The sequence below is a fragment of the Desulfonatronum lacustre DSM 10312 genome, assembly GCF_000519265.1.
In the GTDB taxonomy this organism is placed as follows: Bacteria; Desulfobacterota; Desulfovibrionia; order Desulfovibrionales; family Desulfonatronaceae; genus Desulfonatronum; species Desulfonatronum lacustre.
The window spans coordinates 2,998,067-3,010,192 of record NZ_KI912608.1; the positions used below are offsets into that span (position 1 = coordinate 2,998,067).

Annotated in this window: 11 protein-coding genes; 2 read left to right on the plus strand and 9 right to left on the minus strand. The window is 61.5% G+C overall.

Going from position 1 to position 12,126, the window contains the following annotated elements; genetic code table 11:
• The first annotated feature begins 158 nt into the window (after positions 1-158).
• Positions 159-920 carry a TrmH family RNA methyltransferase gene (locus DESLA_RS0114120; protein ID WP_035263251.1) on the plus strand — a complete coding sequence of 254 codons (762 nt, stop codon included), beginning with the start codon at positions 159-161 and terminating at the stop codon, positions 918-920.
• 59 nt (positions 921-979) lie between these two features.
• Here the strand turns inward: DESLA_RS0114120 and DESLA_RS0114125 are convergent, their stop codons facing one another.
• Together DESLA_RS0114125 and DESLA_RS0114130 are read right to left on the minus strand one after the other, a co-directional pair.
• The gene (locus tag DESLA_RS0114125; RefSeq protein ID WP_028572969.1) at positions 980-2,074 is read right to left on the minus strand and encodes a microcin C ABC transporter permease YejB; all 1,095 of its coding nucleotides are present in this window, start codon (positions 2,072-2,074) and stop codon (positions 980-982) included.
• 70 nt (positions 2,075-2,144) lie between these two features.
• Complete coding sequence (locus tag DESLA_RS0114130) at positions 2,145-3,953, minus strand: extracellular solute-binding protein (RefSeq protein WP_028572970.1); 1,809 nt, start codon at positions 3,951-3,953, stop codon at positions 2,145-2,147.
• Positions 3,954-4,147: 194 nt separating this feature from the next.
• Here DESLA_RS0114130 and DESLA_RS20635 point away from each other — a divergent pair, with 194 nt between their 5' ends.
• A complete protein-coding gene (locus tag DESLA_RS20635; protein ID WP_169732634.1) occupies positions 4,148-4,912 on the plus strand; it encodes a M48 family metallopeptidase in 765 nt (254 codons plus the stop codon).
• Between the two features lie 82 nt (positions 4,913-4,994).
• On the opposite strand, the gene DESLA_RS21900 is transcribed toward DESLA_RS20635, so the two are convergent.
• The 7 genes from DESLA_RS21900 to DESLA_RS0114170 form a co-directional block, all read right to left on the minus strand.
• Positions 4,995-6,008, minus strand: a complete 1,014-nt coding sequence (locus DESLA_RS21900) for a GDSL-type esterase/lipase family protein (protein ID WP_084032093.1) — start codon at positions 6,006-6,008, stop codon at positions 4,995-4,997.
• 226 nt (positions 6,009-6,234) lie between these two features.
• On the minus strand, positions 6,235-7,338 hold the full coding sequence (locus DESLA_RS0114145) for an NADH:ubiquinone reductase (Na(+)-transporting) subunit F (protein ID WP_028572972.1): 1,104 nt from the start codon (positions 7,336-7,338) through the stop codon (positions 6,235-6,237).
• Between the two features lie 72 nt (positions 7,339-7,410).
• Complete coding sequence (locus DESLA_RS0114150; protein ID WP_051434705.1) at positions 7,411-8,019, minus strand: electron transport complex protein RnfA; 609 nt, start codon at positions 8,017-8,019, stop codon at positions 7,411-7,413.
• A gap of 114 nt (positions 8,020-8,133) precedes the next feature.
• The gene (locus tag DESLA_RS0114155) at positions 8,134-9,411 is read right to left on the minus strand and encodes a phenylacetate--CoA ligase family protein (protein WP_245590067.1); all 1,278 of its coding nucleotides are present in this window, start codon (positions 9,409-9,411) and stop codon (positions 8,134-8,136) included.
• Positions 9,412-9,596: 185 nt separating this feature from the next.
• Positions 9,597-10,877, minus strand: coding sequence for an MFS transporter (locus DESLA_RS0114160; RefSeq protein ID WP_084032094.1), 1,281 nt, complete (start codon positions 10,875-10,877; stop codon positions 9,597-9,599).
• Positions 10,878-10,928: 51 nt separating this feature from the next.
• Positions 10,929-11,423, minus strand: coding sequence for a hypothetical protein (locus DESLA_RS20645; protein ID WP_035261870.1), 495 nt, complete (start codon positions 11,421-11,423; stop codon positions 10,929-10,931).
• 372 nt (positions 11,424-11,795) lie between these two features.
• A complete protein-coding gene (locus DESLA_RS0114170; RefSeq protein ID WP_028572976.1) occupies positions 11,796-12,110 on the minus strand; it encodes a cupin domain-containing protein in 315 nt (104 codons plus the stop codon).
• Positions 12,111-12,126 lie beyond the last annotated feature (16 nt).

The window sequence follows — 12,126 nt, forward strand, 5'->3', positions numbered from 1 at the left end:
TGGTCTCCATGGGCATGGGGGCTCGTGAGGGATATGGGTGAGCGATCCCATTGATATTTCAAAAAGATTTCCTGATTAAGTCGTTACCAGCGTGGTCATTTAACGGAAAACATACTGAAATGCAAGATAAAATTCTGAAAAGAGCACAGAGCGACAACATGAAGCAAGATATTGACGAAGATCGAGGCTGTTGGACCGTGGGACGCAAACCGGTTCAAGAGATCTTATTTTCCAAACCGGAGCAGGTGGACCTGGTCTATATCCAGGACGGGGTCAGGTCGCATGCCCTGGAACGCATCGTGGACGTCTGCAAGAGCCAGAAAGTCCGCTACCGCAAGGTCTCTGATGCGGAGATGCGGCGTATTCATTCCGGAAACCATCAGGGCGTGCTGGCCCGGATATTTCAACCGGGCTTCACGAACATGGCCGCTGTCCTGGAACGGGCCGCGACGGCTCCCCTGCCACTGGTCCTGGCCTTGGATCAGGTCCAGGATCCCGGGAACCTGGGGACCCTGGCCAGGACCATGGTCGCCCTGAGTGGAGCGGGAATCATCCTGCCCAAAAATCGAACGGCGTTCCCAGGTGCCGTGGCCGCCAAAGCCAGCGCCGGAGCATTGAGCCGACTGCCCATCGCCCATGTGACCAACCTGGCCAGAAGCCTGGAATACTGCGCGGATCAGGGCTTTACGGTGTACGGAACGGTGGTCGGTGTCGGCGCGGAAAATCTGTTCTCGTTCACCCCGACCTTTCCGGCCGTGCTGGTGCTGGGCAACGAGGACAAGGGCATTCGGCCCAACGTCCTCAAGCGGTGCGATCGTAAACTGTTCATCCCCATGCCGGGGGAGATGCAATCCCTGAACGTGGCTCAGGCCGGCGCCATGGCCCTGGCCATGTTCGCCCGGGCCAAGACGTTGGGCTGATCGGGTATTGAGCTGATTGGGTGTTGAGCTGATCGGGCGAAGATCGTGATGGGGTGAGATCACCCCCGGGACTCGAAGTCGATCCGGGGGTCGATCAGGGTGTACATCAGGTCGCCTGCCAGATTGAGCAGGAGTCCCAGGAGGGTGAAGATGTACAGGGTTCCGAACATCACCGGATAGTCCCGGTTGATGGCCGCCTCGAAGCCCAGCAGGCCAAGCCCGTCCAGGGAGAAAATCACCTCGATGAGCAGGGCGCTGGTGAACAGGATGCCGATGAAGGCGCTGGGGAAACCGGCGACCACGATGAGCATGGCGTTGCGGAACACGTGGCCGTAGAGCACCCGCCGTTCCGCGAGGCCCTTGGAGCGGGCCGTAATCACGTATTGCTTGTTGATCTCTTCCAGGAAGGAGTTTTTGGTGAGCATGGTCAGACCGGCGAATCCGCCGATGACCATGGCCGCCACGGGCAGGGTCAGATGCCAGAAATAATCCAGAACACGCATGGGCCAGTTCAGTTCGTGCCAGTTCTCCGACGTCAGGCCGCGCAAGGGAAACAGGTCCAGAAAACTGCCTCCGGCAAACAACACGATCAGGAGGACGGCGAACAAAAAACCGGGAATGGCGTAACCTACGACGACCACGGCGCTGGTGGCCACGTCGAAGGCGGACCCGTCCCGAACCGCCTTGCGAATCCCCAGGGGAATGGAAATGGCGTAAACCAACAGGGTCGTCCACAGCCCCAGGGATATGGAAACGGGCATTTTCTGGAGAATCAGCGAAACCACGGTTTGGTCGCGGTAAAAGCTCTGACCGAAGTCGAATCGCAGGTAATTCCCTATCATTTGGACGAATCGGGTCACCGGGGGCTGGTCGAACCCATACATCCGCTCCAGTTCCGCGATCAGCTCCGGATCGATGCCTTGGGCTCCGCGATATCGGGACTGGTCCGCTTCCGAAAGATGGACGGCCTGCATCTCGCCCCGGTCCGTGCCGGCGATGCGCCCCGTGGCCGCGACGTCATGGCCGCGCAGTTGCGCGATCACCCGCTCCACCGGACCGCCGGGCGCGGCCTGGATAATGATGAAGTTCAGGACCATGATCCCCAGCAGCGTGGGAATCATCAGCAGCAGACGGCGCAGGATGTAGGCGGTCACGGCGGGTTTCTCGGCGAACGACGGGTTCGACAGTTCTGGCTGGCTGAAGGAATCTTGGGCCTGAGGGCGGCTACTTCGCCCACCAGGAGTCCAGGGCCAGGCCGTACCTGGGGTTGATCTCCGGCCGGGCGAGTTTGTCCCAATAGGCCACGCGAAATTCTCTGGAGTGCCAATGCGGGACGACATAGTGGCCCCGGAGCAGCACCCTGTCCAGAGCCCGGGTGCGGGTGATCAGGCTGTCCCGATCCGGAGCGCCGATGACCAGATCCACCAGCTCGTCCACAACCGGATCACGGATTCCGGCGATGTTCCGGGAGCCCGGAGTAGCCGCCGCCTCGGAGGTCCAAAAGTCGCGTTGCTCGTTGCCTGGAGACAAAGATTGGGGGAACAGACCCACGGTCATGTCGAAGTCGAAGTCATTCATCCGGTTCTGGTATTGAGTTGCGTCCACGGTGCGCACCCGTGCGGTGATGCCCAGCCGTTCCAGGTTGCGGGCATAGGGCAGGCAAACCCGCTCAAAGACCGAATCGTTGAGCAGGATTTCGAATTCCATGGCCTCCCCTCCGGAAGCGTGGCGCAGCTTGCGGTCCCGACCTGAAATGGTCCAACCGGCCTGCTCCAAGAGGCCCAAGGCCCGACGGAGGTTTTCGCGGATATTGCCGGACCCGTCCGTGGCCGAGGGCTGAAATTTCGCGGTGAAGATCTCTTCCGGCAAAATGTCCCGGCGAGGCTCCAGCAGGGCCAGTTCCTCCGGGGAAGGCAGGCCGGAAGAGGCCAGTTCAGAGTTGGAGAAGTAGCTTCTGGTCCGGGTGTAGGCACCGTGAAAGAGATTGGCGTTGGACCATTCGAAGTCGAAGACCTCGGCCAGAGCCTCCCGGACCAGGGGGTCGCGGAACATCGGTCGGCGGGTGTTGAAGACGAAGCCCTGCATGCCCGTGGGCAATTCGTGGGCAATCTCCTCCATCACGATCCGGCCCTGGCGCAGGGCCGGCCCGTCATACCCCGTGGCCCAATTCCGGGCCACATTTTCCTGTCGGAAGTCGTATTGCCCGGCCTTGAACGCTTCCAGGGCCACGTTCACATCCCGGTAATAGTCGTAACGCATGACGTCGAAGTTGTACCGACCACGGTTCACGGGCAGGTCCGCGGCCCAGTGGTCCTGCACCCGCTCGTAGGTGATGGACCGTCCGGGTTCCACACGAACGATGCGGTACGGGCCGCTGCCCAAGGGGATGTCCAGGGTCGTGCGTTCAAAATCACGGTTTTCCCAATACGCTTTGGACAGAACGGGCATCTGGCCGATGATCAGAGGCAGTTCGCGGTTCACTGCTTCCCCGAAAGAAAAGCGGACTTGGCGGGGGCCGATTTCTTCCGCGGAGGCCACGTTGGCGTAATAGGCCCGGTAGAACGGATGGCCTTTGGTCTGAAGCAGGTGCAGGGTGAAAATGACATCCTCCACCGTGATGGGCGAGCCGTCATGGAACCGGGCCTCCTCCCGCAAAGTGAACGCCACCCAGGAGTGATCCTCCGGGATTCGCATGCTTTCGGCGATCAGGCCGTATTCTGAAAACGGCTCGTCCTGGGACCGGTCCGTCAAGGTCTCGAAGATCATCCCGATGCCCAAAGGGGGCGTGCCGCGCAGGATAAAGGGATTCAGGCTGTCGAAGGTCCCGATGCCGGCGAGCCGCAACTCTCCGCCCTTGGGCGCTTCCGGATCGACATATTCGAAATGGGAAAAATCAGGCGGATATTTCAGATCATAATGCAAGGCCAGCCCATGTCGCCAGGGCGGTTCAGCGCCGGATGACGCGGGCGCGGCCAGGAACAGGGTGAAAACCAGAAGCAGGGCAAATCGGAAATGAAGCTGGAGTGCGGGCATGGGTCCTCGCTTTGCATGATCATGGGCGAAGTTGAGATGGAGCTCTTTCGCCTAAGGCTTTCCAGGAGAATACGGAACCATGAATGGCGAAGCAAGGGGATTCGAAAAGGAATCGAGGTAAGCGGGACTGCTCGTTCCGCGGCCCCTGCCCTTTCGCGATGACACCTGGGGTGGACTGGGCTATGATGGGAAGCATGCAGCGCGTTGAACTGGCCGACGGGCGGTCCTGTCCTTACCGGATTCAGGAGTCCGGTCGCGCCCGAAGAATCCGGCTCAGGCTGTCCGCCGCCGAGGGCATGGTGGTGATCGTGCCCGCCGGGGCGGTTCCGCCTCGCGAGGATCTGGAGCGACTGATCCAGACCAAATCCCGCTGGATCGCCCGCCATCTGCATCGGTTCGCACAACAGGAACGCACGGCGCGGGCCGGGAATCTCGCGTTGCCGGGATGTATCCATCTTCCGGCCTTAAATGAACGCTGGGATGTCCGATATGCCGGTCCGGATGTGAATCAAGCGCCATCGTCGACCCGGGTGCGCGTCGCGACCCAAGGTGTGCTCCAGGTTTGCGGGCCGGAGTCGGGCCGACACGAAGACCGCGCCCAAGCGCTTCGGGCCTGGGTCCGCGCCAAGGCCGCCGCCGTGTTGCCGGGTTGGCTGGGCGAACTGGCGCGTGAACTGCGGATGCCCTTTTCCAGGGTCACCGTCCGCGACCAGCGCACGCGGTGGGGAAGCTGCTCCCGTCACGGGCGCATAAGCCTGAATTGCAAACTGCTTTTCCTGCCCCGTACCTGGACCCGCTACGTCCTGGTCCATGAACTCTGCCACACCCGAATCATGAATCACGGTCCGGACTTCTGGGCCCTGGTGGCCATGCACGAGACGCAAGCGCTGCGTATCCGCGCTGAAATGCGTACGGCTTGGCGGAAACTGCCGGCCTGGTTGACCATGTCGTTGAACTGAAGACAAAAAATCTTCCGTCGTTCCCGCCCTTCGGAGGTCTCGTGCTATCCACTCCGACTGCCTGGTCGCCCTGCCGACGCATTCATTTATTGCGCTTGGCCAGTGAAAACCTCGCGCTTCTCGCCGGGTACGTATTTCGACCACGTCGGCCAAGGAAGAAAAGCGCGAACAGGCTCGCGAGCACGATCAACCAATCTCCAGTGAGTCGGTCATGAGCGGCAATGGTGCAGCCGCCGCCACCGCCACCGCCGTTTTCGTTCTCCGCTTCAAGAATTTTTTCGTAAAAGGTTTGAGCGATGATTTCCATTCCGGCGCTGTTGGGGTGCAGTCCGTCGGGGAGGAGGTACTGGCCTTCCCAGCCAAGGACCGGGGCCACGTCGGCCACGAGATAGCCGAACTCAGCGGCTCTGGCTTTGATGACTTCGTTCAGGTTGAGGATGGCGTTTTTTCTGCCGATTTTTGGTCCGTCCACCGGGGTGATCGTAGACATGACGGGTATGGATTTGTTCTCCGTTGCCTTCCGGGCAATGGTTAACAAATCGTTGGCAATAGTGTGAGCGGATCGTTCCATGACGTCGTTGGCGCCGTACATGATCAAGACGTAACCGGGTTTGAAGCGCCGCAGAAAATAGTCGGTGACTTGCACGCCATGATAAGCGCGTGCGCCCCCGGAGCCCCCATTGACCACTGTTCTTCCGATCAGTGCCTGCAATTGGGCCGGGTACGTCTCTTCCTGCGTTACGAAGGGGTATCCGGCGGTGATGCTGTCACCCAGGGCCACGATGACGTTGGGGTCGTTGTCGCCGAAATCATGAGCTGGAACCGACTCACGCTGCGGAGTGGTCGCTCTTTTTGAAAGGAGGTCCTCGAACGCGAAGGCTGGCTGTACCGCTAGGGCGAGCAGCAGGGTGAAAATCCCCAGGACGGCGATGATCATTCGATGCATGACGGTGTTCTCCGTTGAACAATAGAGTGGCGCGGAAAAGGGGCTTTCTGGATACATTGCCGACGCCGTGCCGGGGGTTTTGACCCTTGGCGAAGGGCCCCTCGGCACGGAAACCGCGGTCATGACGACCTCAATTTCGAGGTTGTTCATGAATAGCTGGCAGTTGTTAGTCGCTGCCAGCCAGCCATGTCAACCACCGTTTCGCGACGGCAAGATGAGGATCGTGTTCAAGCAAAGATGTGGAGTCCGTACGTCAGGAACACGTCGAATGGCGTGAAAAATGCGGGCGAGGATGGAGCGATCCTTCGCGAGGTGCCCCGGCTCGGGGAGGGCCCTGTGGGGAGTGGGTGTCGAAGATGTGGTGGACGGTGATCAGCTACTCAAACTTGTCGTAGAAAATGTTCGGTTCCTGAAGGCCGCGCTGTTTCATGGCGTCGACGCAGGCGTCGATGAGGTTGGAGGAGCCGCAAAGGTAGGCTTCGTAGGCCGTGGCGTCCGAAATGTACTTGGGCAGGACCGCGGGGATGCGGCCGCGTTCACCCTTCCAGTCGGAATCGGGATCTTCCCTGGTCAGGCAAGGCACGTAGCGGAAGTTGGGCAGCTCCTTTTCCAGGGCGAAGAGTTCCTCGGTGAAGAACAGGTCGTCCTGATTGCGGCCGCTGAAAAAGTAGATCGCCTCACGGTCGTCTCCGCGTTCGCGCATGTCTCGCAGAATACTCCAGATCGGGGCCATGCCGCTGCCTCCGGCCAGAAATACCGCCGGGGCCTTGGTGTCGGAGAGCTTGAAGTCGCCGAAGGGACCGCTCAAGAAAACCTCCTCCCCTTCCTCAAGAAGGTCGAAAACCCAGGTGGTGCAGATACCATCGGGCACCTTGCGGATGATCACTTCCACATGGCGGTTGTCCGAGGGGATGGAGGAGATGGAGTAGGCGCGCATGACCGCGTCGCGGCCCGCGTACTCCCGCGACTCCAGCTGGATGTACTGCCCCGCGACGAAGTCGATGGATTCCGGCTGGTTCAAGGCGATGCGCAGTTCCACCACGTCGTAGGTCAGCTTGCGCTTGTGCACCAGCTTGCCCTGGAAGCGCTTGGCCAGGAACAGTTCGTCCGGGATGGCCAGCTTGATGTCTCCGCGGACCTTGACCTGACAGGACAGTCGGACGTTGGCCTTGAGATCCTCGGGTGTCAGGTAGGGCTCTTCCACCGGACTGACCATCCCTCCGCCGTCCAGGACCTTGACCTTGCAGTAAGCGCAACTGCCCCGTCCGCCGCAGGCCGAGGGAATGAAGATGTCGTTGTCGGCCAGACTGGAGAGCAGGGAGGAACCGCCGGTGACCAACAGGGACTTCTTGCCGTCGTTGATGTCCAGGGTGCAGGGGCCGTAGTTCAGGATGCGGCGTTCGGCAAAGACGAGCAGGATGGCCAGCAGGAGGGTCATGCCGGACAGAAAGCCGACGGCGAGACCGATGGAAGCGAACATAAAACGTCGTGTGGATGGAGGTTGGGAGGAAGCGCCGTGTTCGTGGCGTCGTTTCGGTTCTGGACGTCGTCGTTAAATCCGGATCATGCCGGAAAATCCGACAAAGGCCAGGGACATGATCCCGATGACGATCAGGGTGATCCCCGGCCCGGCCAGTCCGCGGGGCAGGGCTTGCTCGTTGATCTTCTCGCGGATGCCGCCGATGATGGCGATGGCCAGGGCCCAGCCCGTGCCGGCTCCGGCCCCGTAAGCCAAGGTCTGGAGCAGGTTGTAGGGCGTGCCCAGCATGAACAGCGAGACGCCGAGGATGGCGCAGTTGACCGTGATCAACGGCAGGAATATCCCCAGGGCGTTGTAGAGCCCCTCGGAGATGCGTTCCACGACCATTTCCACGAACTGGACGAAAGCGGCGATGACCACGATGAACACGATCAGTCGCAAATACTCCAGCTCCAGGGGCACCAGCAGATACCTGTAGACGAGATAATTCAGCCCCGAGGTGCAGGTGGTCACGAAAATCACCGCCGCCCCCAGTCCCAGACTGGTGTCCACTTTCTTGGACACGCCCAGGACCGAGCACATGCCCAGGAAACGGGTCAGAAGAATATTGTCCGTAAAGGCCGCGGAAATAAAAATGAGCATGACCGAGGCAAAGCTGGTCAGGTTGGCGGCGTCTTCCATGCGTCCCTCCTCAGGGGAAAACCGGTTCGGGAACTCTTAGACCGGCTCAATTCGTCTGGCAAGCACCCGGGGGCGATGCACCGGGCCGATGGGGTTTCGGCCGCGGACCACGTTCTACTTCCCATCTTCATACGTCCGTTCATCCACCAAAGGCGGAGCATTTTCACCCAGCCTTTCACCGTCGCCGAGAATTCTTACTTCCGGGCGCAGCTTCAACCCTTCCTGGAACACGGCCTGGATTTTTTCCGGTTCCACGGCCTCGCTGAGCTCCACCCGCAGTTCCAGGCGGTCCTTGCCCTTGGGGTTGGACACCACCACCTGCCACCGGGCCACGGGCGGGATACGGCACATGGCCTGGGCCACCTGGTGCGGATAGATGAACTGTCCCTTGACCTTGGCCGTGTCGTCGGCCCGGCCCAGGATGCCGGCCAGTTTGGGGGCGGTGCGTCCGCAAGCGCAAGGTTCGGTGACCAGCCGGGAAAGGTCCCCGGTGGCGAAGCGAATCAGCGGATACACGGGATTGAACGGGGTGACCACCACCTCGCCGATCTCGCCGGCTGGAAGCGGCTCGCCGGTTTTTGGGTCGCAGATTTCCACCAGACAGCGCGAGGACAGGTGCATCCCGCCAAGGGCCGGGCACTCGTAGGCGATGCAGCCCAAATCCGCGGTGCCGTACCCCTGACGGACCAGCATGCCGAAACTGCTTTCCAGGTCCTGGCGCACGGACTCGGTCAGCCGTTCGGCGGCCACGAAGGCGGTTTTGAGCTGGAAGTCCCGACGCGGGTCCTTGCCCTGCCCCACTGCCTTGTCCCGGATGACTTTCAAAAAGCTGGCCATGCCCACGAACCCGGTCACCGGCCAAGCGGTCATGATCTCCACCTGCTGCATGGTATTGCCCGGTCCGGCCGGGATTACGGCGCAGCCAAGTTCGCGGAGCGGCTCCTCCAGCATCAGTCCGGCCGGAGTAAGATGATAGCCGAAGGTCATCTGCACCAGGTCGGACTTGCGAAAACCCGCGGCGTAAAACGCCTCGGTCCAACCCCAAAAATCCCGGCCAGGGCCTTCGGGGTCGGCGATGGGTCCGGGGGAAAAGTAGAGTCGGCGCAGATCGCCCAGGTCCGTGGTCAGCAGCCCGCCCAGACGCGGACCGGAGCATTGCAGGTCGATCAACTGCTTCTTGCGCAGCACCGGAATACGGGACCAGTCTTGCGGAGAATCGATGTCCTCCGGCGTCAGCCCAACGCCCTCCAGCCTGGCCTTGAACGCGGGCGCCTCAATCCAGGCGCGGCGGACCAGATCCCTGGCCGCCCGCCATTTACCGTCTCGGCGTTGCTCCTCGGGTTCCCGCTCCATTTCGTGAAACATGCCGTCCTTGCGCGATGCGTCGTCCATGGATAGCTCCTTTCTTCTGGTTCTGATGTCGATGCGGTGGGAGGCCCTGTGAAAGGCTCGGGCGGCGCGCCCACGTCCGGCTTTCCTACCGTCCCCGGCATGGTTAACCCGAACAAGGCGAATGTTCAACATCGTGGCCGATGAAAACGTGCCCCAAACCGTTATCTGATCCGTTGTCCGAACCGTCAATTGGGCCGGAGAAACCCGCGGACGAGCACCAGGACGATCAGGCCGGTCATGGCCGAGGCCGCCGCGATGGCGGAGAAGCCGAAAGACACGTAGAGCAGGCCGGCCAAGGCGCTGCCCGCGGCGTATCCGATGTTTTCCAGGGACGCGGACAGGCTCAGGTAGCGGCCCAGTTCTCCGGCGGGAACCAGTTCGGTTTGCAGGGCCCGAAAGGCGCTGCCCCGGGCCGCGGCGCAACCCATGATCAGGGCGAAGAGCAGGTACGCACCGCCGGGCCAATGGAGCAGCAACGGACTGACGAGCATGAACAGCCCCACTCCCAGGGAGCCGAAGATGATCAAGCCGGAGCGCCCGATCCGGTCCGAGAGCCGGCCCATGACCACGCTGCTGATCACCACGGCCACGCCGCCGATGGAAAAGACCCAGGCTACTTGCTGGCTGGTCAGCAGCAGGGAGCGCTCCATCCATAATGGAAAGAACGGGACGAACAACCCCATGCCGCCGAAAAGACAGACTCCAACCCCGCACCCGGCCAGCAACCGGGGAGTCGTCAGATGCCGGCGCATGTCCCTGAGCATTGCCGGCCAGGAGATGGACGGGGTGGGCGGCAGGGTCGGCATCCAGCGCCAGGCCAGCCAGCCCGCTGCGGTCATGAGCAGCCCCAGCAAGACGAAGGGCAGGCGGTCGTCCATGACCCCGGAGAGAAAGGCCCCGGCCGGGACCCCGAAGATCTGTCCGGCGGCGAAGCCGCTGATGATCCAGCCCGTGGCCCATCCGCGATGGGACGGAGGGATGTAGTCCCCAACCGCGGCCAGAGTCCCGGTGGTCAGGGCGCCGCCGACGGTTCCGGCCAGGACCCGCATCAGGAGCATGGCCGAGTAGGAGTGGGCCCACCAATGGGCGAAGAGCACCAGGGCCATCAGGCCGCTGGCCAGCATCAACAGGCGCTTGCGCCCGAGGCGGTCGGAAATGGGCCCCCAAAACAGGGTGCAGACGCCCATGGAGATGGCGTACCCGGAAATCAGCCAGCCCAGATGGACCTCCGGAACAGCAAGGCGGACACTGATCTGGGGCAGCAACGGAGCCACGATCATGAATTGGCTCCAGGTGGCGAAGAGCAGCACCCACAATACCGCGAGGATCTTGCGGGAGGAGGCCGGGTCGTAAGATGCCGTCGGATCAGCCGGTCCGCTTGGAGGGCTTCCTGGCGGGCCTGGCGAGGGATTGTTCTCGGTGGCGCGCGCGGGAAGCGGGACGGAAGGATCGCTGACGGGTGACATGAGGGTGCGAAAGCGGCGGTGCGCCGCTACGGAAGGCTCCCGGCGGTCGGATCAGGACTTTCCAGAGGCTTCGGGCGCTTCGGCGCAACACCGCAGCATTTTCAAGCCGTCCTCGAACAGCACTTCGATCATGTTCGGCTTGATGAACCGCTGAACGTACCCCGGGCCGAAAACCGAGTGGCTGATGACGTCGCCGTCCTCAAAGGCCGCGGTCATGGCGTAGGGCTTGACGTCCGCCGGGGCAGTTGCGGCGATCTTGCCTTCCCAAAGGGCCAGGGCCTCGGGAGAGGGCTTTTTGGGACCCGCGGGTTTCTTGGTCGCTGAAGCCCTGGGCTTTTTTTCAGCCGGTGCTTTGGGCTGGGCGGCGGCTTTGGGAGCAGGGGGCGCCTTGGGGGGGCGGTGAGCGTGTTGCCCTCCACACACCTTGCATTGCACCTTGCCGATTTTTTCATCGATCATGACCACCACATGGTGGTCCGTGACGGTTTTGCATTTGCGACATGCCGATTCGACCGAACTGCCGGCCTGGATGGTTTCGGTGTTCATAACGATCCTTCTGAGGGTCACGTCGCTCCGAAGAGTCCGTGACCGCTGTTCCGGGTAAAAAAAGCCACAAGGAGCGTTTCCCCTTGTGGCGCGCCAAACTTGAAATCTTATCCGTTTCCCATCAAACAGGCAATGGCCGCGAAAATCGTCCTCGTGCTCAGCCGGCCCAGCTGGTTGACAACCACTTCCCCGACCCCGCGGTAATCGTGGAATGCACCTCCACCCTGTTGGTTCCGCCTCTTTGCCGAGGCCTTGGTGCTGGATACCAGCAGCTGAATCCGTCGATTCCGATTCGGCCTCCAGGCGATCACAAATAAACGGGCCGGACTGAAAAGTCCGGCCCGTTTATTTGTTCACTGGTGATGGAATTCATCAAATCGGCGGAGCGATGGTCACCAAGGTCCGCATGTCCGTGGTCGCCTTGATGCCGTGGGGCACGCTGATGTCGCAGACCAGGACGTCGCCGGGCTTGGCCGGGAGGGTTCCGTCCTTGGCCAGGAATTCCCCTTCGCCTTCAACGATCAGGATCGAAAGCTGACCTTCAATGTCGTGGGAATGGATGGGCAGTTGCTGCCCGGCCTTGAAGTTGAAGTTCAGGATTTTGAAGTAGGGGGAATCGTGCACCAGAAACTTGCTCAGCCCCAGGTCGTTGAAGCCATTGGCTTCGAACAGATTGATCTTCTTCATGACGGTACTCCTTGGT

Excerpts from the sequence above, each read along its gene's own strand:
- DESLA_RS0114120 (WP_035263251.1), top strand. The coding sequence starts at position 159 with ATGAAGCAAGATATTGACGAAGATCGAGGCTGTTGGACCGTGGGACGC.
- DESLA_RS0114130 (WP_028572970.1), bottom strand. The coding sequence starts at position 3,953 with ATGCCCGCACTCCAGCTTCATTTCCGATTTGCCCTGCTTCTGGTTTTC.
- DESLA_RS20635 (WP_169732634.1), top strand. The coding sequence starts at position 4,148 with ATGCAGCGCGTTGAACTGGCCGACGGGCGGTCCTGTCCTTACCGGATT.
- DESLA_RS21900 (WP_084032093.1), bottom strand. The coding sequence starts at position 6,008 with ATGAACAACCTCGAAATTGAGGTCGTCATGACCGCGGTTTCCGTGCCG.
- DESLA_RS0114145 (WP_028572972.1), bottom strand. The coding sequence starts at position 7,338 with ATGTTCGCTTCCATCGGTCTCGCCGTCGGCTTTCTGTCCGGCATGACC.
- DESLA_RS0114150 (WP_051434705.1), bottom strand. The coding sequence starts at position 8,019 with ATGGAAGACGCCGCCAACCTGACCAGCTTTGCCTCGGTCATGCTCATT.
- DESLA_RS0114155 (WP_245590067.1), bottom strand. The coding sequence starts at position 9,411 with ATGGACGACGCATCGCGCAAGGACGGCATGTTTCACGAAATGGAGCGG.
- DESLA_RS0114160 (WP_084032094.1), bottom strand. The coding sequence starts at position 10,877 with ATGTCACCCGTCAGCGATCCTTCCGTCCCGCTTCCCGCGCGCGCCACC.
- DESLA_RS20645 (WP_035261870.1), bottom strand. The coding sequence starts at position 11,423 with ATGAACACCGAAACCATCCAGGCCGGCAGTTCGGTCGAATCGGCATGT.
- DESLA_RS0114170 (WP_028572976.1), bottom strand. The coding sequence starts at position 12,110 with ATGAAGAAGATCAATCTGTTCGAAGCCAATGGCTTCAACGACCTGGGG.